We start from the raw sequence: 19,136 nt of genomic DNA, 5'->3' as shown, positions 1-19,136 counted from the left end.
CCTCAAGCCTCCGCCTGGCCGGAGGCCGACTTGATGGCCTTGCGGATCCGCGGATAGGTGGCGCAGCGGCAGAGGTTTCCATCCATCGCTTCGTCGATCTGGGCGTCCGTCGGCTTGGGCGTGGCGGCCAGCAGGGCCGTGGCCGACATGATCTGGCCGGCCTGGCAGTAGCCGCACTGGGGCACATCGAGGCTTTTCCAGGCCTCCTGCACGCGGGCGCCGACCGGATTGGCGGCGATCCCCTCGATGGTGGTCACCGCCTTGGCCCCTACCCGCGAGACGGGCGTCACGCAGGCCCGCACCGGAACGCCGTCCAGATGCACTGTGCAGGCGCCGCACTGGGCGACGCCGCAGCCGTACTTGGTTCCGACGAGGTCGAGCAGGTCGCGCAGCACCCACAGCAGGGGCGTGCTGGGCTCGGTGTCGACCGTGTGGGGCGATCCGTTGACCGTCAGGGTGTAGGCCATGCGAGCGACTCCGAAGGTGGAGCGTCATCTTGCCGCAACCTTCGCAACCTGCCGAGCGCCATGCGCCGTGGCCGGGACCTGAGCAGCGATTTGTCACAAAAGTTTCACGCAGGGCTTGAACGCCCGCCGCTTCCGTGGTTCCGGTCCGCCCAATGCGCGGATGCTCCCGATACGGACGTCCGCGTTTTTCGTTCCGCCGCTTCGAACAGAGGATGAAGCGACATGCTGGGTTTGTTCCGGGCGATCATGCCCAAGGAAGACCGGTTCTTCGATCTTTTCGCCCAGCACGCCGCGACGCTGGTGGCCGGCTCCAAGGCGCTCAGCGACCTGATGAGCGGCGCCGACAGCATCGAGGCGGCCACCGCGCGTGTGAACCAGCACGAGGAAGAGGCCGACGAGGTCACCCGCCAGGTGATGCAGGCCGTCCGCCGCAGCTTCATCACGCCCTTCGACCGCAGCGACATCCAGGACCTGACGACGTCGCTCGACGACGCCATCGACCAGATGCGCAAGACCGCCAAGGTGGTCAGCCTGTTCGAGGTCACCACCTTCGAGCCGCAGATGAAGGCGATGGCGGAGATCATCGTCCAGGCCGCCGACCTGACGGCCGAGGCCGTCTCGCTGCTGCCCAAGATGCGCCACAACGCCCAGCGCCTTTCCGACCTGGCCGTGAAGATCACCCAGATCGAGGAACAGGCCGACCAGATGTACGACGTCGGCCGCAAGGAGCTGTTCCTGGCCCACCGCGACAAGGACCCGATGGCCTTCATCGTCGGCATCGACATCTACAGCCACCTGGAAAAGGTCGTCGACCGCTTCGAGGACGTGGCCAACCGCATCAGCGGCATCGTCGTCGAGCAGGTCTAAAGAGCCCGCGCCGTGGATCCCACGTTCCTCATCCTGGTGTTCCTGGTGTTCGTCGCCCTGGCGTTCGACTTCCTGAACGGGCTGCACGACGCGGCCAACTCGATCGCCACGATCGTCTCCACCCGCGTGCTGTCGGCGCGCTGGGCGGTGATCTGGGCGGCCTTCTTCAACTTCATCGCCTTCCTGTTCTTCGGCCTGCACGTGGCCAAAATGGTCGGCTCGGGCATCGTCGACCCGCACATCATCAGCGATCGGCTGATCTTCGCGGCCCTGATGGGCGCGATCAGCTGGAACCTGCTGACCTGGTGGCTGGGCATCCCCTCCTCCAGCTCGCACGCCCTGATCGGCGGCCTGGTCGGCGCGGCCATCGCCAAGGTCGGCGGCCTCGGCGCCATCCAATGGGCGGGCCTTGGCAAGACCGCGGCCGGCATCGTGGTGTCGCCGACGGTGGGCTTCGTGCTGGCGCTCGTCCTGGTGCTGATCGTCTCATGGACGTTCCTGAAGAGCTCGCCGTTCTTCGCCGACCGGGTGTTCCGCAAGCTGCAGTTCGTCTCGGCCGCGCTCTACAGCCTGGGCCACGGCGGCAACGACGCCCAGAAGACCATGGGCATCATCGCCGCATTGCTGTTCGCCCACGGCGCCACCGACCAGCCCGGCCACATCCCGTTCTGGGTGGTGATCGCCTGCCAGGCGGCCATGGGCTTCGGCACGCTGTTCGGCGGCTGGCGGATCGTCCACACCATGGGCAGCAAGATCACCCGCCTGACCCCGATGCAGGGCTTCTGTGCGGAAACCGGCGGCGCGATCACCTTGTTCCTGGCGACGCATATCGGCGTTCCGGTATCGACGACTCACACGATCACTGGCGCTATTGTCGGCGTCGGCGCTTCGCGTCGGGTCTCGGCGGTGCGCTGGGGCGTGGCCAAGAACATCGTCGTCGCCTGGGTGATCACCCTCCCGGCGGCGGCGCTGACCGCGGCGGTGTTCTACTATCTCGGGTTCTGGATGCGGTGACGGACGGGACGGTCAAGCAGACCGGCGGGGCCAAGGGCGGCGGCAAGCGCCGCCAGGTCGCCGCCCTGCCCTGGCGCGGCGAAGGGGCCGCGCTGGAGATTCTGCTCGTCTCGTCGCGCGAGACGCGCCGCTGGGTGATCCCCAAGGGCTGGCCGATGAAGGACCGGCTCGACCATCAGGCCGCCGCCCAGGAAGCCTACGAGGAGGCCGGCCTCGACGGCGTTATCGTCGAGACCCCCTTCGGCGAATACGAGTACCTCAAGCGCCTGAAGAGCGGCGCCGGCCGCCTGGTCAAGGTCGACGTCTTCCCGATGAAGGTCACCGGCGAACACGCCATCTGGCCCGAGAAGGGCCAACGGACCCTCAAGTGGATGACCCCGGTGGAGGCGGCGCTGGCCGTGCAGGAGCCGCAACTGCGCGACTTGATCGCCCGCTTCGCCGGCGTGGGCCTGCCGCAAGAGGAACGACCCGAGCCCACGCCCGCCCCGACGCCCGTGCGGGTCGCGCTGCAGCGCCTGCGCCGCCGCGTGACGGTGCTGTGGGGCCGCGCCGGCCGCCGGGGCTGAACCCTCTCGACAAACGCTCGCTTGGAACGTAATGTTCTCATTATGTTCACGCGAGGCGAGCGTATGCAGCTGTCACTCTGTCTGGCCCGGTCGCCGCTGGAAGACGTGCGCGACGTGTTGCTCGCCGCCTTCGGGCCGCAGCGCCCCAAGGCGCGGATGGACCCCATCTCGCAGCTGGTGAAGTCGTCGATCAGCCATCGCACGCTGGACGCCGTCTCATGGGCGGCGTTCCTGCGGCTGCAGGGCGCGTTCCGCACCTGGGAAGACCTGGCGGGCGCCGAGGCGCCGGACGTGCTGGCCCTGATCTCCGACGTCACCCACGCCGAGGACAAGGCGCGCCGCCTGCCGATCGCCCTGCGCATGGTCCAGGACCGCATCGGCTGGCTGTCGCTCAGCCACCTGCGCAACCTCACCGTCGAGCAGGCCCGGCACGAGCTGCGCGCCCTGCCCGGGGTCGGCCAGAAGGTCGCCGCCAGCGTCCTCAACTTCAGCACCCTGGCCATGCGCGACCTGGTCGTCGACAGCCACGTGCACCGCACGGCCCAGCGGCTCGGCCTCGTGGGACCGGGCGATCCGACCCACAGCTACCACGCGCTGATGGCCCTGGCGCCCGACGCCTGGACGGCGGACGACCTCTTCGAGCTGCACTGCCTGATGAAGCATGGCCTGGGCCAGCTGGTCTGCCCGCACGACGCACCGAAATGCGGAGCCTGCCCGCTGAAGGCGCAATGCCGCCGCGTGGGCGTCGAGGGCGCGACCGTGCTGGCCTGGAAGCCGCGCGCCTGAGGCGATAAGCACGGCCCATGACCGAGCCCGCCGCCATCGCCACGCCCGACGCCGCCATGATGAGCGCGCCCACGGCCCTGGCGCGGTTCCTGGAGACGGCGGACGCGGCCTTGCTCGACGGCGTGTTTTCGGCCGGCGAGGTGACGATCCTGGAGAACTTCGCGCCGCATGTGTTCCAGGGCCAGGAAGGTCTCGCCCTGTGGCGGGCGATCATGACGGCGCATGTCGGCGCGATCGGCGAGCTGAAGCATGAGTTCGGGGCGCCGCAGGACTTCGGCCTGACGGGTGAGACCATGCACTTCACCCTGCCGACCCGTTGGACCGGGCTGCGGGACGGCCGGCGCTTCACCGAGCTGGGCGGCTGGACGTTCGTGCAGGTGCGCGAGGCCGGCGCCTGGCGGATCCGGTCCTACGGCTGGGCGGTCGTCAGCTTCGAGTGGCTGGACCAGACGGACCCCTAGCCCGCCAGCTGCGTGAAGGTCTTCGTGCCGATCGGATAGCGTCGCCAGGCGCCGTAGTCGAAGTGCCACCACTCTTCGGGATAGACCTCGAAGCCCTGGCCGACCATGGCCTCGCGCAGGATCCCGCGCCGGGCGCGTTGCCTGGCCGTGCCGCCGGCGAAGTCGGCATAGGAACGGGTCGACATCTCGTCATAGCGGCTGGGCATGTCGACGATCGCGCCGGTCGCAAGGTCGTGCAGCGTCAGGTCGACGGCGCAGCCCCGGTTGTGGCGCGAGCCCTTGGCTGGGTCGGCGACGAAGACGCGGCTGGCCGGCGGCGTGGCCTCCCAGAACATCCAGGTGACGAACCAGGGGCGATAGGCGTCATGGACCGTCAGGCCATAGCCTCGCGCCGCCAGCGCCTTGGCCGCCCGGCCGACAGCTTCGGCGGCCGGGCGCTGCAACCAGGCGGCTGGGCGCTCGTAGAGCTTCAGCCCCATGAAGTTGTCACGGCCGGCATAGCGGATGTCGAACCGGATGGTCGGATCGATAGCGGCCAGGTCGACGAGATCCGGCGGCAGGAAGTCGCCCGCCTCGGTCGGCGGCGTCGCGGCCAGGGCGCGCTCGCGCAGGGCCTTGGGATCGGCCCGGACGGCGCGGCGGATGGCGGCCTGCACCTCGGCCCCGAAATCGCGGCGCGGCAGGAAGGCCCCGTCCAGGCGGACGCCTTTCGCCGTGACCACAAGCTCGCCGCCGCCTTCGACGGCGTAGCGTTCGTCGGCGAGCGGCGAAAGCCGCCGGGCCGGTCCGCCATGGGCGAAGACCGCCAGGGCGCCCTCGTCGGTCTCGAAGACCGTGATCGGCGTCTCGGGCGCGCCGTACTGGGCGACGAGGGCCAGATCGGCGGCCGCCAGCGCCGCGCCGGGCGCCAGGCCGGAGGCCAGCATGCCGGCGGCGACGGTTCGACGGGTCTGCCGCATCGCCGCCGCCCCTCGCCTATTTCATGGTCGGGATGACGAAGGCGCTGTCCTCGACGTCGCCTTCTGGCCAGCGGGCCGTGACCGTCTTGACCTTGGTGTAGAACTTCACGCCCTCGACGCCGTGCTGATTGGTGTCGCCGAACGCGCTGCGCTTCCAGCCGCCGAAGGTGTGGTAGGCCACCGGCACCGGGATCGGCACGTTGATCCCGACCATGCCGACATTAACGCGGGCGGCGAACTCACGCGCGGCTCGGCCGTTGCGGGTGAAGATGGCCACGCCGTTGCCGTACTGGTGCTCGGACGGCAGGGCGATCGCTTCCTCGAAGCTCTCGGCGCGGACCATCTGAAGGACCGGGCCGAAGATCTCTTCCTGGTAGGTCTTCATGCCCTTCTTGACGCCGTCGAACAGCGACGGGCCGATGAAGAAGCCCTTCTCGAAGCCTTGCAGGTGGAAGTCGCGGCCGTCGACCACCAGTTCGGCGCCCTCGTCGACGCCGATCTGGATGTAGTCGGCGATCTTGGCGCGGTGCTGGGCGCTGACCACGGGGCCGTAGTGGGCGGCCGTGTCGGTGGAGATGCCGACCTTCAGGGTGTCGATCTCGGCCACCAGGCGCTCGCGCAGCTCGTCGGCGGTCTTCTTGCCGACCGGGACGACGACCGGCAGGGCCATGCAGCGCTCGCCGGCAGAGCCGAAGGCCGCCCCCGACAGGTCCTTGACCACCTGGTCGAGGTCGGCGTCGGGCAGGACCAGGCCATGGTTCTTGGCGCCGCCCATGGCCTGGACGCGCTTACCGTGGGCCGTGCCGGTCTGGTATACGTAGTGGGCGATGTCGGAGCTGCCCACGAAGCTGACGGCGCGGATCAGCGGATGGGTCAGGATGGCGTCGACGGCGCTCTTGTCGCCATGGATCACGTTGAGCACGCCTTCAGGCGCGCCGGCCTCCATCATCAGCTCGGCCAGCTTGACCGGAACCGTCGGATCCTTTTCCGACGGCTTGAGGATGAACGTGTTGCCGACCGCGATGGCGATGCCGAACATCCACATCGGGATCATGGCCGGGAAGTTGAACGGGGTGATGCCGGCGCAGACCCCCAGCGGCTGGCGCATCGAATAGACGTCGATGCCGGGGCCGGCGCCCTCGGTATATTCCCCCTTCAGGATGTGAGGGATTCCGCAGGCGAATTCAATGACTTCCAGGCCGCGTTGAATGTCGCCCTTGCTGTCGGCGATGACCTTGCCGTGCTCGGACGACAGGATCTCGGCAAGGCTCGCCATGTCGCGCTCGATCAGGCGCTTGAACTCGAACATCACCCGGGCGCGGCGCTGCGGGTTGGTCGCCGCCCAGCCGAGCTGGGCCTTGGCGGCGGCCTGGACGGCGGCGTCGATCTCGCCGTCGGTGGCGAACTGGACGCGGGCCTGCACCTCGCCGGTGTTGGGATTGAAGACGTCGCCGAAGCGCCCCGAGGCGCCGTTGAAGGCTTGGCCGTTCACGAAATGGGCGATGTCTCGCATGATGCGCTCCCTAACGCTGTTTTTCGGCGTCAATAGCATCCGAAAAACGGCGCGTATCGTGGAAAATCTATCCTCGGACCCCTCCGGGCTCCAGGTTCAGACATTTAACGCGCGCCGGGGCGGGTTAGCCGCCTACACCTAACCCTGGCGCGCTTTGCCTCACTCGGCGTCCACGTGCACCCGGCGGAACCGGCCCTGCAGGTAGACCAGCGGCTCGTGGTCGGGGTCGTAGCGCAGCTTGACCACTCGCCCGACATAGACCCGGTGGTCGCCGGCGTCGAAGACGTGGTGGGTCTCGCATTCGAAATTGGCCATGCAGCCGGGCAGGATCGGCACGCCGGTGCGCCAGGTCTCGGTCTCGACGCCGGCGAAGCGGTCGGTGTCCTTCTGCACGAACTGGCGGGCCAGGGCCTGGTGGTCGGCGTGCAGCACGTTGACGGCGAAGCGGCCGGCCGCGTCCAGCGCCGGCAGGCTGGACGACTTCAGGTCAACGCAGACCAAAGCGAGCGGCGGATCCAGCGACACCGAGGTGAAGGAATTGGCCGTCAGGCCGACGCGGCGGCCGTCCTGCCCCAACGTCGTGACGACGGTGACCCCCGTGGTGAAGCACCCGAAAGCGTTGCGCAGGGCGCGGGCGTCGTGCGCGCCGCCCTCCCCCAGTTCGATCGTGACCGCCTGACTCATCGGCGTAAGGAGTGAGGCAATCCGGCCGCGCGGGCAAGCGCCGCGGCGAAGCTTGGCCTAACGCGGGCGCTAATGAAGTTTCTGCTTACTTAGGCCGCAGGCGGCGCCTCGACCAGAACCCCGGGCTTTGCCGCGTCCAGGCCGAAGGTCACCGGCAGGTGGCGCACGTGCGGGGTCTGAAGGTTCAGGGCCTTGGCGCCGCGGGCGACGGCCAGCTTGCCCAGGGCCGTGGGGCCGAAACCGGCCTGGACCTTGGGACTGGCGCCGAGGCGGCGGCGCAGCACGCCGTTGGCGTAGATGACGTTGGCGCGCATCAGGGCCGGCGGGGTCATGAACTCGATCGAGATCGAGACATTGAGCATCGGGCCGTTCTCGATCCGGTGCGGGGCGTTCTGCTTCCAGGTGACCATGGTCCCGGGGGTCAGCTCGACGGCCTGGGCGCCGGCGTCCCAGGCCGGGTCGAAGGCGAACTGCTCGGCGGTCTCGCGCAGCACGATCTTCTCCAGCGCCAGATCGCCGACGTAAGGGTCGGCCACCGGATAGACCCAGACCTTCTTGACGCCGCGGACCTGCCACAGCGACACCAGCGGCACGTCGAGATGGTAGAACACCTGGGCGTTGGCGCTGCTGATCAGCATGCCGAGGTCACGCTTGAAGGTCTTCAGGCCCGGAACCTGCGCCTCCTTCTCGGCGAAGATCTCGTCGCAGAGGGCCGCGTACTCGGGGACGTGGTCGTTGGTGTGGCGCAGGTTCAGCCAGATGCGGCCGGCCTTGGCGGCCTCCAGCAGTTGGTCGCCCGACAGGTTTCCCGCCGAGCCCTTCCGCCAGGTGGTCCAGGCCTTGGGGTCCTCGCCCATGGTGAAGACGCCCAGGAGTTCGCGCGGATAGCGGTCGAGCAGGCGCGCCAGGCCCTCGTCGTCGAACATCGGCCGCTCGTGCAGGCCGTGCTGGAAGATCAAGTTTTCCTTGCCGAAGGCCTTGGCCTTCTCGGGGGTCCAGTCGTGGATGATGGTCATGACGCCAGCCTCACGCCGTGTGTCCGTAGAAATGGATCTTGAAGGGACCCCACCAGAGGGTCTTGCCCAGGCCCCGCGCGGCGCGGTCCAGCCATTCGGCCCGGTCGCCGGCGCGGGTCAGCCACTTGAAGCCGGCCACGGCCCCGAACAGCGCGGCCTGGACGACGCCGACGGCCATCCAGCGGGCCACGCCCGCCCGGTCCGGCGGCACGGCGGCGGCGCAGTGGGCCGAGGGGCCCTGGCCGTAGGCGAAGGCGCGGCGGATCGTGTAGTCGAGGGTCAGGCGGTCGGGCACGGGGTCTTCCCAGACCCAGGCGGCCGGCTCCCAGGCGAAGACCGCGCCGGCGGCCCGCATGTGGCCGAACAGCATGTCGTCCTCGCCGCCGATGTGGTTGCGCTCGGCCGCGAAGGGCGCGACCGGGTCGGGCAGGCTCGAGCGCTTCAGCAGGCTGTCGCCACAGCCGTAGTAATGGTCGATGACGCCGGCCTGCTCGGGACCGATGCGCGAGAAGAACCGCTCCAGGTAGTCTCGGTGCTCGGTGACGGCCTGCGGCGCGCGGGCGCGGACCGGGCCGAAGACCACGTCGGCGGCGTAAGCCTGCTGGGCGGCGAGCAAGGCGGCAAGCCAGCCGACGGGCGCCTCCTCGTCGTCGTCGAGGAAGGCGACGAACGCGCCGGAGGCCTTGGCCATGCCGGCATTGCGGGCGTTGGCGACGCCGGCGCGGGGCTCGTGGACGTAGTGGACGGGAAACGGCGCCTCGCCCGCCAGGGTCTGGGCCACGTCCTTGGCGGACGGGACCTGGTCGTTGTCGACGATCACGAGTTCCAGCTCGGAATGATCCACGCCGGCCTGAGCCAGCACCGAGCGGGCCGCGACGGTCAGGCCGCCGAGCCGACGCTGGGTCGGGATCATGATCGTCACGCGGGCCATCAGACCTCCATCGTCGCGTTGCGGCGCTTGCCCTGGGCGGCGACGGCGTCGACCAGCCCCTTCACCCGGCCGCCCATGGTCAGCTCGGTGCTGGCGATGATGTCCATGCGACGACGCAGGCGCGCGACCGGACCCGCGCCGTTGGCGCCGGCCAGGGCCCAGACGCCCTCGACCGAGCCGGCCACGCGGCCGGCCATGCTGGCGGCGGTGGCCGCGCCGTCGGCGATCAGGGTCTGGGCCAGGCCGTAGGAGTGCTTGTAGTGATCGGCGCCGGGCCCCAGGTCGTAGCGGGTCAGGCCCAGCCCCGGCATGGCGGCGATCGCGCGCATGAAGAAGATCTGCCCCGGCGACCAGGCGCCGAAGGCCGGATTGGTCGAGGCGATCCACGGATGGTAGATCGCGCCCTGGCGCACGCCGAAGTGGCCCGCCACCAACTGCCCGCCGGCATAGAGGTTGATCATCAGGCCGCGGAAGTCGCCGTCGCGCCGCTCGAACAGCATCTGGAACAGGTCTCGCGTCCATTGCGGGCGCAGGAAGTCGTGGACGCCCGTGCGCTCGATCTGCTCGCGCTTCCAGGCGATCAGTTGGTCGAAGGCCTCCTGGCTGTCGTCGGCGGCCTTCAGCGTCACCTGGCCCATCTCGCGGTCGAGCTTGTTGTCCAGGCGGCGGTAGTTCTTGATCTTCTTGGGGCTGCCGGAGCGGACGGCCTCGAGATAGGCCGTCGCGTCGCCCTGCGTGTCTATGACATAGGCCGGGATCGCCGGCTCGACCTGGAAGGCGTTCGCGGGGTCCACTAGGCCCGTATAGCGGAATACGGCCAGATCGGCGGCGCGCAGCGCCTGCGCCGCGTCGATCTCGACGCCGGGCTTGGCGACCAGGCCGTGATAGTCAGAAAGCGGGGCGCCGATGGCGCGGGCGACGCCGCCGGGACGGCGATGATGGGCCAGGAAGCCGATCGTCTCGCCGCCGCGCCGAATCACCGCGACCCGAGCGTCCTCGCGCACCTTGCCGACGGCCAGCGCGAAGTCCGGCCCCAGCAGCGGGCCGGCCAAGGCGGGCTGGGCCTGCGCGTACGCGCGCCAGAGGGCGACGTCCGCGGGCGCGAGTTCGGAGGGGTGAAGGGTCTCGACGTCCAACATGTCCACCTCTGTCCTAAACCGGCTCGGTTAGGGAATGATGGAAATGTCACTGCAATCGAGAGGCCAAGCTCAGGCGCGGAATGTCGCACCCAGGATGCGCTCCAGCCACGCCTGGTCGATCTCGTCGAAAGCCGCCGGACGGTCGGAATCGACGTCGAAAACGGCCAGCAGGCGGCCGGCTGCGTCGAACACCGGCACGACGACCTCGCTGGCCGAGCGGCTGTCGCAGGCGATGTGGCCCGGGAAGGCGTGCACATCCGGCACAAGCTGGGTCTGGCCGGTGGCGGCGGCCGCGCCGCAGACGCCGCGGCCGAACGGGATGCGCAGGCAGCCCAGCGTGCCGTGGTACGGGCCGACGACCAGTTCGCGCTCCTTGGCCGGATCGACGACGTAGAAGCCGGTCCAGAAGTAGTGGTCGAAGCTGTTGGCCAGCATCGAGGCCACGGTCGCCATGCGGGCGGTCACATTGGCCTCGCCGTCGAGGACGGAGGCGATCTCCTCGGCGACCTCGGCGTAGCGGGCGGCCTTGTCGGCGGAGAGGGTCTTGTCGTTGAAAGCTTCGGCCATGGGCGCGGATATAGCGCGCCCATGGCCAAATGCGAGGGGCCGATTGGTAGGGCCTTAGAACTCTTCCCAATCGCCGGGACGCGACTGCGGGGCGATCTTCAGGGCGTTGGCGCCCTGCACGTAGCGCTCGCGGAAGGCTTCGCGACGCGGCGCGGCCGGCTGGCGAGGGGCCTGGCGGGGATGCAGGTCGCGGATCTCGGCGCCGACCTGGAAGCGGCCGATCAGGCGTTCCAGTTCGCCCGCCTCGTTGGACAGGGCATGGGCGGCGGCGGTCGACTGCTCGACCATGGCCGCGTTCTGCTGGGTCACCTGGTCCATCTGGTTGACGGCGGTGTTGACCTCGGCGAGCCCCACCGACTGCTCCTTGGCCGAGGACGCGATCTCGCCGACCAGCGCGTTGATCTCGGAGACCTGCTCCATGATCTGCTGCAGGGTCTCGCCGGTCTCGCCGACCAGGCGCACGCCCTTGCCGACCTCGTCGGTCGAGGCGCGGATAAGGCCCTTGATCTCCTTGGCGGCGTCGGCGCTGCGCTGGGCCAGGGCCCGCACTTCCTGGGCGACAACCGCGAAACCGCGTCCCGCATCGCCGGCCCGCGCGGCCTCGACCCCGGCGTTGAGGGCCAGGAGGTTGGTCTGGAAGGCGATCTCGTCGATGACCCCGATGATCTGGGTGATCGACTGCGAAGACTTCTCGATGCCGCCCATGGCCTGGACGGCTTCGGTGACGACCTTGCCGCTCTTCTCGGCGTTGGCCTTGGCGCTCTCGGTCAGCTGGCGCGCGCGCTCGGCGCCTTCCGAGCTCTTCTTCACCGTGGCGGTGATCTGGTCGAGGGCCGCGGCGGTCTGCTCCAGGCCCGCGGCCTGGCGCTCGGTGCGCTGGGCCAGGTCGTCGGAGGCGTGGCTGATCTCGGCGCAGCCGGCGCGGATGCTCTGGGCGGCCGACAGAATGCCGGCCATGGTCTGCTGCAGGCTGTCGACGGCGGCGTTGAAGTCGCGCGGCATCTTGCGGGCCTCGCCGGTGAAGCCGTCCTCGCGCATGCGCCAGATCAGATCACCGTCGGCCAGCTTTTCCATGCCCTGGCCGAGCGTGGCGACAGCGGCGGCCTGGGCCTTGGCGAAGGCCTCGGCCTCCTCGGCGTGGCGCTGGCGCTCGATCTCGGCGGCGGCGCGTTCGGCCTCCTGCTCGGCGCGGCGGCGCTGGCCGTCGGCCAGGTCGTGGCGGAAGCCGTCCAGGGCCCGGGCGATGGCGCCGATCTCGTCGCCGCCGGTCACGCCGGGCACCGGCTGGTCGTAGCGGCCGGCGCTGAGCGCGTCGACCGACTGGGTCAGGCCCGAAAGCGGGCGGCGCACCAGGCTGGCGCTGGCCAGGAACAGGGCCAGCAGCACAGCGCCGGTGATCGCCATGCCGCCGATGAACAGGATCATGGCCAGGCGGTCGGCCGGACCGGTGATGGCCGAGCGCGGCACGTCCATGACCAGCGCCCAGGTGGTGTTCAGCTCGGGCATGGCGATGGGACGGATCATCCGTTCCATCTCCTCGTCGCCGACCTTGACGCCTTCGAAGACGGCGGGCTCGCCGCCGCTCAGCACGGCCTTGACCTTGTCGGCGCCGGCGTCGGCATAGGCGGTCGTGCGCAGATCGGCGTTGGGGTGGGCCACCCACTTGCCGCTCGAGGACAGCAGCATCACGCGGCCGCCGCCCAGAGGCTGCATCTTCTCCAGGCGCTGCGAGACGCCGTCCAGCGACAGGTCGACGCCTTCGGCGCCGAGGAACTGGCCGTTCACGAGCACCGGATAGACGACCGAGGTCATCAGCTGGGTCTTGCCGGCGACGGTGTAGGGATAGGGCTCGAGGATCGCCGCCTTACGGGTGTCGCGCGGGACCGTGTAGTAGGGCTGGCTGTATTCGTTGCCTTCGCTCAGCGGCTCGAAGATCACCTTGCCGTCGCTGTGCACCCAGTAGGGGGTGAAGTTGCCCTGGGCGGTCGAGCCCATGGCGGTCTGGCCGGCGAACTCGGCGTCCTTGCCGTCCAGCGCGTCGGGCGCGGCCATGAACCAGGCGCCCATGACGATCGGCGTGGCGTCGGCCTGGGGCCGCAGCATCTCGATATAGGCGCGGCGGTCGCGAACACCGGCGGTGTGGGCGGCGGCGATCGAGCCGGCGGTGGATCGCGAGGTCGCCTCGACCTTGCCGATCTCGGTGCGGATCTGCTCGATGGCGTCGTCGGCCACGGCGTCGGCGTAGCGATGCGTCAGGCCCGCGACGATGCTGGAGGTGTGCATCGACACCGCCACGGCGGCGGCGATCAGCAGAAGACCGATGGCCAGACCCGCCACCGTCACCAGCTTCCACGCGATGGTCAGCCGACCGAACGCCTTCATAAGAGAATCTCCGCAGCCTGAGCCGTTAACCTCGTTGTGGCTGGCGATTCCTAATCAGCTGTTAACCGTAGTTAAGCTGCGACAATCTGGCGCCCTGATCCTCCCCCTGAAGGGGGAGGTGGCCCGAAGGGCCGGAGGGGGAAGTCATTGCTGACGTCAGTTCAGTCGCCGATACAGCGCTCACTTCCCCCTCAGTCGCTCCGCGACAGCTCCCCCTTCAGGGGGAGCATTCCGCGCCCTACCCTTTCGCCAGCTTCACCAGCTGAACCAGGATCTTCTCGGCCGCGTCCAGCCGCTGGGCCGGCGTGTCCCATTCGCCCTTCACGACGACCTTCTGGTCGGGGCGCGCCTTCCAGATCAGGCTGTTCTTGCCGATGAACTGCATCAGGGGCAGCGGGTTGGCGAACTCGTCGTTGCGGAAGCTGAGCACCGCGCCCTTGGGGCCGACGTCGATCTTGGCGACATTGGCCTCGCGGCACATACCCTTGATGCCGACGACCTTGAGCAAGGAGTCGGTCTCGGGCGGCAGCGGGCCGAAGCGGTCGATCATCTCGGCGGCCAGGGCCTCGCGGTCGGCGGCCTTCTCGGCTTCCGACAGGCGGCGGTAGAGCGACAGGCGCACGTTCAGGTCGGGCACGTAGTCGTCGGGGATCATCACGGCCGCGCCGGTGTTGATCTGCGGCGACCAGGCGCGATCCTCCATCAGGGCCTCCGCGCCCTGGCGCTCGCGCAGGGCCGCCACGGCGTCCTCCAGCATCTGCTGGTACAACTCGACGCCGATCTCCTTGATGTGGCCGCTCTGCTCGTCGCCGAGCAGGTTGCCGCCGCCGCGGATGTCGAGGTCGTGGCTGGCCAGCTGGAAGCCGGCGCCCAGGCTGTCGAGCGATTGCAGCACCTTCAGGCGCTTCTCGGCCGACAGGGTGATCTGCTTTTCGGCGGGCGTCGTCAGATAGGCGTAGGCGCGGGCCTTGGAGCGGCCGACGCGTCCGCGGATCTGATACAGCTGGGCCAGGCCGAACATGTCGGCGCGGTGCACAACCAGGGTGTTGGCCGAGGGGATATCAAGCCCGCTCTCGACGATAGTCGTCGCAAGCAGCACGTCGTACTGCCCCTCGTAGAAGGCGGTCATCACCTCTTCCAGCTGGGTGGCGCTCATCTGGCCGTGGCCGACGACGTACTTGATCTCCGGCACCTGGGTGCGGAGGAACTTCTCGATGTCCTCCAGGTCCTTCAGGCGCGGCACGACGTAATAGGCCTGGCCGCCGCGATACTTCTCGCGCAGCAGGGCCTCGCGCACGGTGACGGCGTCGAAGGGCGTGATGTAGGTGCGCACCGCCAGGCGATCGACCGGCGGCGTTGCGATGATCGACATCTCCCGGATGCCCGACAGCGCCATCTGGAGCGTGCGAGGGATCGGCGTCGCGGTCAGGGTCAGCATGTGCACGTCGGCGCGAAGCTCTTTCAGCTTCTCCTTGTGCTTGACCCCGAAGTGCTGCTCCTCGTCGACGATGACGAGGCCCAGGTCCTTGAACGCCACCTGCTTGGACAGCACCGCGTGGGTGCCGACCACGATTTCCAGCTGTCCGTTGGCCAGGCCCTCGCGGGTGTCGGCGGCCTCCTTGCCGGTGACCAGCCGCGACAGGCGGGTGACCTTGATCGGCCAGCCCTGGAAGCGTTCCTTGAAGGTCTTGTAGTGCTGCCGGGCCAGCAGCGTGGTCGGGCAGACGATGGCCACCTGCTTGCCGCTCATCGCCACCACGAAGGCCGCGCGCAGGGCGACCTCGGTCTTGCCGAAACCGACGTCGCCGCAGATCAGGCGGTCCATCGGCTTGCCCGACGACAGGTCTTCCAGCACGTCGTGGATGGCGTTGAGCTGGTCGTCCGTCTCTTCGTAGGGGAAGCGGGCGCAGAACTCGTCGAACACGCCCGACGGCGGATCGGTCTCTTCCACCGACTTCAGCGAGCGGGCGGCGGCGATCTGGATCAGGCCCTCGGCCATGACCCGCAGGCGCTCCTTCGCCTTGGCCTTGCGGCCCTGCCAGGCAGCCCCGCCCAGCTTGTCGAGCTGGACGTTCTCGCCGTCGGCGCCGTAGCGGGTGAGCAGGTCGATGTTCTCGACCGGCAGGTAGAGCTTGCTCTCGCCGGCGTACATCAGGTCGAGGCAGTCGTGCGGGGCGCCCTGCACGTCGAGGGTCTTGAGGCCCTCGTAGCGGCCGATGCCGTGGTCGATATGGACGACGAGATCGCCCGGGGTCAGCGCGGACGCTTCCGCCAGGAAGTTGGCGGCGCGGCGCTTCTTGCGCGGACGGGCCAGGCGGTCGCCGAGGATGTCGGTCTCGGAGATGACCGCGAGGCTCTCGGTCTCGAAACCGCTGTCGAGCGGCAGGACGACGCGCTGCGGAACCTTCGGGTCGTTGGCCTTGGCCGCCTGCCAGTAGCCGGCGAAGGGAACCTTCTTCAGGCCGTGGTCCGCCAGCATCGTTCCCAGGCGCTCGGACGAGCCTTCCGACCAGGAGGCAAAGAGGACGCGCTTGCCCTCCCCGGCCAGCTTCTTGGCATGGTCGGCGGTGGCCTCGAACAGGTTGACGCTGTCCTGGGCGCGCTCGGCGGCGAAGGTGCGGCCCAGCTTGGCGCCCAGGTCGACGACGTCCAGGCCTTGCGGCTGGAACGGCGTGAACTGCCGGTGCGGACGGTCACCGACCGCCTCGTCCCATTCCTTGGCGGTCAGGTAGAGGGCGTGCGGCTCCAGCGGGCGATAGGCCGACTTGCGGTCGGCGGCGGCGCGGGCGTCGTAGGCGTCGGCGATCATCGCCAGCCGTTCGTCGCGGGCCTCGGCGGCCTGGTGGTCGACGCCGATCAGGCTGCCGGCGGGCAGGTAGTCGAAGATCGTCGCCATCCGTTCGTAGAACAGCGGCAGCCAGTGCTCCATGCCGGCGCGGCGACCGCCGTCGCTGACCGCGGCGTAGAGCGCGTCGTCGCCCGGCGCGCCGAACAGCCGCACGTACGAGCCCCGGAAGCGCGACACGGCGTCGGCGTCCAGCAGGGCCTCGCTGACCGGCAAGAGCTCGATCGACTTCAGTTGCTTGGTCGAGCGCTGGGTCTCCGGATCGAAGGCGCGGATGCTCTCCAGCGTGTCGCCGAACAGGTCGAGGCGCACGGGCTCTTCCGAGGCCGGCGGATAGACGTCGATGACGCCGCCGCGAATGGCGAACTCGCCGCGCTCGGAGACGGTGGAGGCGCGGACATAGCCGTTGACGGCGAAATAGCGCTCCAGGTCCTTGATATCGACGCTCTGGCCGACCTTGGCGCCGTAGCTGGCGCGCAGCAGCACCTCTTTGGTCGGCACGCGCTGCAGCAGGGCCGGGGCCGCGACGACCAGCATGGCCGGCTTGCCCTGGCCCAGGCCGCCCGCCAGCCGGTGCAGGGTGCACATCCGCGTGGCCGCCACCCCGGCCGAGGGGCCGATGCGGTCATAGGGCAGGCAGTCCCACGAGGGCAGCAGCACCGCCTCGATCTCGGGGGCGAAGAACTTCAGGGCGTCGATGAAGGCGCTGGCCCGGGCGGTGTCGCGGGCGACGAAGGCCGTCAGCCCCCCCCGGGCGCGGGCGATATCGGCCATCACCAGGGCGTCGAAGCCTTCCGGCGCGCCGGCCAGGGTCAGGCCGCCGGCGGCCTTGGCGATCTGTTTGGCGTCGTAGGCCATGCTGCTCTTCGGATGCTTGGCGACCGATAAGCCGCCGGGACGCTATTGGTTCAGACTGTCGGACCGAAACCTCGCCCTTCGACAGGCTCAGGGTGAGGTTTCTACTGCACTGCCTGTGCTCTGGTCCTCATCCTGAGCTTGTCGAAGGGCGAGGACCACGCACGGTCTATGCCCCGTCGCCGGGCGGCCGCGAGGCGTGGGCCTCGAAGCGGAACTTGCGGATCATCGCCATGATCTCGGTCTCGAACGCCTCGGGCGTGGCCTCCTGGCCGACGATCCAGGCGTAGATCTCGCGATCGGACTGTTCCAGCAGGGTTTCCAGCACGTCGAGCTGGTCGGGGGTCAGGCTCGGGCCATGCGTTTCCGCGAACGGCCCCAGAATGAGGTCCGCTTCACGAAAGCCGCGGTGCCAGGCCCGAAACTTCAGCCGCCGGAGGCGGGCGTCGTGATCGATGGTCATGCGGCCGCCGATATAGAGCGCGCCGAGGCCTCGCGCCAGCGTCGCGGCGTCGATTGACCGAAGCTGCTGACGGCTTTAGGCGCGAGGACATGGCTTCCTTGATGATCCAGGGCTGCGGCTCCGACGTCGGCAAATCGACCCTGGTGGCGGGGCTGTGCCGCCTCTTTGCCAACCGCGGCCTGGTGGTCAGGCCGTTCAAGCCGCAGAACATGTCCAACAACGCGGCCGTCACCGCCGACGGCGGCGAGATCGGCCGGGCCCAGGCGTTGCAGGCGATAGCGTGCCGCACGCCGGCCAGCGTCCACATGAACCCCGTGCTGCTGAAACCCCAGAGCGATGTCGGGGCCCAGGTCGTGGTGCAAGGCCGGGTGGTCGGGAACTACAAGGCCCGCGCCTTCCAGGGGCTCAAGCCCGACCTGCTGGCCACGACGCTGGACAGCTACCGCCGCCTGGCCGCCGAGGCCGACCTCGTTTTGGTCGAAGGCGCGGGCAGTCCGGCCGAGACCAACCTTCGGGCCGGCGACATCGCCAACATGGGCTTCGCCCACGCCGCCGACGTGCCGGTGGCCCTGGTCGGCGACATCGACCGCGGGCACGTGATCGCCGCCCTGGCCGGCGCCCACCTCGTCCTGGACGAGGCCGACCGGGCGCGGATCAAGGGCTTCATAATCAACAAGTTCCGGGGCGATCCGGCGCTGTTCGACGACGGTCGCGCCGAAGTCGTGCGCCGGACCGGCTGGCCGGATCTCGGCATGGTTCCGTGGCTGCCGCCCGTGAGGTTCCTGCCGGCCGAGGACGCCGTGGTGCTGGAACGGCCTGCGGCGGCCTCCGAAGGCCGGCGCGCCAAGGTGGTCGTGCCGATGCTGTCGCGGATCGCCAATTTCGACGACTTCGACCCGCTTCGAAACGATCCGGCGATCGACCTTGCGTTCCTGCCGCCGGGCGCGGTGCTGCCGGCCGACGCCGACCTCGTCATCCTGCCCGGGACCAAGGCGACGCTGGCGGACCTGGCGTTCCTGCGCGCGAACGGCTGGGACGTCGACATTCTCGCTCACGCCCGGCGCGGCGGGCGAGTGCTGGGCGTCTGCGGCGGCTACCAGATGCTGGGCCGGACGGTCAGCGATCCGGAAGGCGTCGAGGGCGCGCCGGGGTCGGCGCCGGGGCTTGGCCTGCTGGACGTCGAGACCGTGCTGGCCGGCGACAAGACGGTGCGGCCGGTCGCCGGACAACTGACCGACGGCGCGGCCTTCGAGGGCTACGAGATCCATGTCGGCCGCACGAGCGGCCCGGGAGCCGCGCGGCCGCTGCTGGCGATCGACGGCCATGGCCCCGACGGCGCGGTGTCGGCCGAAGGCCGAATCGCCGGCGCCTACATCCACGGCCTGTTCGACAAGGCCAGCGCCCGCGCCGCCCTCCTCGCCCCGCTCGGCGTCGCGACCGACGGCCAGGACCAGTCGGCGCGGGTCGACGCGGCGCTGGACGAAATCGCCGACATCCTGGAGCGCTCGCTCGACATCGCCGCCATCGCCCGCATCGCCGGCCTGCCCTAGGGTCCGTACTCAATAAGCGCTGGCGGTAATCGGGGGTTGCTGATTCAAGGCTTCTGAAAGGGAGCCTTGAG

Annotated in this window: 17 protein-coding genes; 6 read left to right on the top strand and 11 right to left on the bottom strand. The window is 69.5% G+C overall.

Features of this window, described 5'->3' with window-relative positions; translation table 11 throughout:
- Positions 1-2 precede the first annotated feature (2 nt).
- On the bottom strand, positions 3-467 hold the full coding sequence (locus tag V6S85_RS22740) for a (2Fe-2S)-binding protein (protein WP_116564409.1): 465 nt from the start codon (positions 465-467) through the stop codon (positions 3-5).
- Between the two features lie 222 nt (positions 468-689).
- Between V6S85_RS22740 and V6S85_RS22735 the strand changes: the two genes are divergently transcribed.
- The 5 genes from V6S85_RS22735 (at position 690) to V6S85_RS22715 (ending at position 4,161) form a co-directional block, all read left to right on the top strand.
- Complete coding sequence (locus tag V6S85_RS22735) at positions 690-1,334, top strand: DUF47 domain-containing protein (RefSeq protein WP_116564411.1); 645 nt, start codon at positions 690-692, stop codon at positions 1,332-1,334.
- Between the two features lie 12 nt (positions 1,335-1,346).
- Positions 1,347-2,348: an inorganic phosphate transporter gene (locus V6S85_RS22730; RefSeq protein WP_334350354.1), complete on the top strand. Its 1,002-nt coding sequence runs from the start codon at positions 1,347-1,349 to the stop codon at positions 2,346-2,348.
- Positions 2,345-2,914 (top strand): NUDIX hydrolase, encoded by a 570-nt coding sequence (locus V6S85_RS22725; RefSeq protein WP_116564415.1) that lies wholly within the window; start codon positions 2,345-2,347, stop codon positions 2,912-2,914. Before V6S85_RS22730 ends, V6S85_RS22725 begins: the two co-directional genes overlap by 4 nt.
- 63 nt (positions 2,915-2,977) lie before the next feature.
- Positions 2,978-3,700, top strand: coding sequence for an endonuclease III domain-containing protein (locus V6S85_RS22720; protein ID WP_334350353.1), 723 nt, complete (start codon positions 2,978-2,980; stop codon positions 3,698-3,700).
- Positions 3,701-3,717: 17 nt separating this feature from the next.
- Entirely contained in the window at positions 3,718-4,161 is a 444-nt protein-coding gene (locus tag V6S85_RS22715) for a hypothetical protein (protein WP_116564419.1), read from the top strand.
- On the opposite strand, the gene V6S85_RS22710 is transcribed toward V6S85_RS22715, so the two are convergent.
- The 10 genes from V6S85_RS22710 to V6S85_RS22665 all read right to left on the bottom strand — a co-directional run bounded on the left by V6S85_RS22710 (position 4,158) and on the right by V6S85_RS22665 (position 17,515).
- On the bottom strand, positions 4,158-5,120 hold the full coding sequence (locus V6S85_RS22710; RefSeq protein ID WP_334350352.1) for a M15 family metallopeptidase: 963 nt from the start codon (positions 5,118-5,120) through the stop codon (positions 4,158-4,160). The two genes, V6S85_RS22715 and V6S85_RS22710, sit on opposite strands and share 4 nt — an antisense overlap.
- Before the next feature lie 16 nt (positions 5,121-5,136).
- Positions 5,137-6,633, bottom strand: coding sequence for a CoA-acylating methylmalonate-semialdehyde dehydrogenase (locus tag V6S85_RS22705; RefSeq protein WP_334350351.1), 1,497 nt, complete (start codon positions 6,631-6,633; stop codon positions 5,137-5,139).
- Positions 6,634-6,792: 159 nt separating this feature from the next.
- Positions 6,793-7,317 carry a flavin reductase family protein gene (locus V6S85_RS22700; RefSeq protein ID WP_101717335.1) on the bottom strand — a complete coding sequence of 175 codons (525 nt, stop codon included), beginning with the start codon at positions 7,315-7,317 and terminating at the stop codon, positions 6,793-6,795.
- 89 nt (positions 7,318-7,406) lie between these two features.
- Positions 7,407-8,333 (bottom strand): hypothetical protein, encoded by a 927-nt coding sequence (locus V6S85_RS22695; protein WP_116564426.1) that lies wholly within the window; start codon positions 8,331-8,333, stop codon positions 7,407-7,409.
- Between the two features lie 10 nt (positions 8,334-8,343).
- Positions 8,344-9,264: a glycosyltransferase family 2 protein gene (locus tag V6S85_RS22690; RefSeq protein WP_339593557.1), complete on the bottom strand. Its 921-nt coding sequence runs from the start codon at positions 9,262-9,264 to the stop codon at positions 8,344-8,346.
- Positions 9,264-10,403, bottom strand: coding sequence for a GNAT family N-acetyltransferase (locus V6S85_RS22685; RefSeq protein WP_334350350.1), 1,140 nt, complete (start codon positions 10,401-10,403; stop codon positions 9,264-9,266). Before V6S85_RS22685 ends, V6S85_RS22690 begins: the two co-directional genes overlap by 1 nt.
- 69 nt (positions 10,404-10,472) lie before the next feature.
- Positions 10,473-10,970, bottom strand: coding sequence for a GAF domain-containing protein (locus V6S85_RS22680; protein WP_334350349.1), 498 nt, complete (start codon positions 10,968-10,970; stop codon positions 10,473-10,475).
- Positions 10,971-11,024: 54 nt separating this feature from the next.
- A complete protein-coding gene (locus tag V6S85_RS22675; protein ID WP_116564432.1) occupies positions 11,025-13,352 on the bottom strand; it encodes a methyl-accepting chemotaxis protein in 2,328 nt (775 codons plus the stop codon).
- 238 nt (positions 13,353-13,590) lie between these two features.
- Positions 13,591-17,055, bottom strand: a complete 3,465-nt coding sequence (mfd, locus tag V6S85_RS22670) for a transcription-repair coupling factor (RefSeq protein WP_334350348.1) — start codon at positions 17,053-17,055, stop codon at positions 13,591-13,593.
- A 166-nt stretch (positions 17,056-17,221) separates the two neighbouring features.
- The gene (locus V6S85_RS22665) at positions 17,222-17,515 is read right to left on the bottom strand and encodes an FAD assembly factor SdhE (protein ID WP_109099771.1); all 294 of its coding nucleotides are present in this window, start codon (positions 17,513-17,515) and stop codon (positions 17,222-17,224) included.
- Between the two features lie 89 nt (positions 17,516-17,604).
- Between V6S85_RS22665 and V6S85_RS22660 the strand changes: the two genes are divergently transcribed.
- The gene (locus tag V6S85_RS22660; RefSeq protein WP_334350347.1) at positions 17,605-19,065 is read left to right on the top strand and encodes a cobyric acid synthase; all 1,461 of its coding nucleotides are present in this window, start codon (positions 17,605-17,607) and stop codon (positions 19,063-19,065) included.
- Positions 19,066-19,136: the final 71 nt, after the last annotated feature.

The sequence above is a fragment of the Caulobacter sp. CCNWLW153 genome (assembly GCF_036889365.1).
Classification (GTDB): Bacteria; Pseudomonadota; Alphaproteobacteria; order Caulobacterales; family Caulobacteraceae; genus Caulobacter; species Caulobacter radicis.
The sequence above is the reverse complement of the archived record's forward strand: the minus strand, read 5'-3'. Positions and strand labels throughout refer to the sequence as shown.

Coding starts and splice junctions, on each gene's coding strand:
- V6S85_RS22740 (WP_116564409.1), bottom strand. CDS start 467: ATGGCCTACACCCTGACGGTCAACGGATCGCCCCACACGGTCGACACC.
- V6S85_RS22735 (WP_116564411.1), top strand. CDS start 690: ATGCTGGGTTTGTTCCGGGCGATCATGCCCAAGGAAGACCGGTTCTTC.
- V6S85_RS22720 (WP_334350353.1), top strand. CDS start 2,978: ATGCAGCTGTCACTCTGTCTGGCCCGGTCGCCGCTGGAAGACGTGCGC.
- V6S85_RS22715 (WP_116564419.1), top strand. CDS start 3,718: ATGACCGAGCCCGCCGCCATCGCCACGCCCGACGCCGCCATGATGAGC.
- V6S85_RS22710 (WP_334350352.1), bottom strand. CDS start 5,120: ATGCGGCAGACCCGTCGAACCGTCGCCGCCGGCATGCTGGCCTCCGGC.
- V6S85_RS22705 (WP_334350351.1), bottom strand. CDS start 6,633: ATGCGAGACATCGCCCATTTCGTGAACGGCCAAGCCTTCAACGGCGCC.
- V6S85_RS22700 (WP_101717335.1), bottom strand. CDS start 7,317: ATGAGTCAGGCGGTCACGATCGAACTGGGGGAGGGCGGCGCGCACGAC.
- V6S85_RS22695 (WP_116564426.1), bottom strand. CDS start 8,333: ATGACCATCATCCACGACTGGACCCCCGAGAAGGCCAAGGCCTTCGGC.
- V6S85_RS22690 (WP_339593557.1), bottom strand. CDS start 9,264: ATGGCCCGCGTGACGATCATGATCCCGACCCAGCGTCGGCTCGGCGGC.
- V6S85_RS22685 (WP_334350350.1), bottom strand. CDS start 10,403: ATGTTGGACGTCGAGACCCTTCACCCCTCCGAACTCGCGCCCGCGGAC.
- V6S85_RS22680 (WP_334350349.1), bottom strand. CDS start 10,970: ATGGCCGAAGCTTTCAACGACAAGACCCTCTCCGCCGACAAGGCCGCC.
- V6S85_RS22675 (WP_116564432.1), bottom strand. CDS start 13,352: ATGAAGGCGTTCGGTCGGCTGACCATCGCGTGGAAGCTGGTGACGGTG.
- mfd (WP_334350348.1), bottom strand. CDS start 17,055: ATGGCCTACGACGCCAAACAGATCGCCAAGGCCGCCGGCGGCCTGACC.
- V6S85_RS22665 (WP_109099771.1), bottom strand. CDS start 17,515: ATGACCATCGATCACGACGCCCGCCTCCGGCGGCTGAAGTTTCGGGCC.
- V6S85_RS22660 (WP_334350347.1), top strand. CDS start 17,605: ATGGCTTCCTTGATGATCCAGGGCTGCGGCTCCGACGTCGGCAAATCG.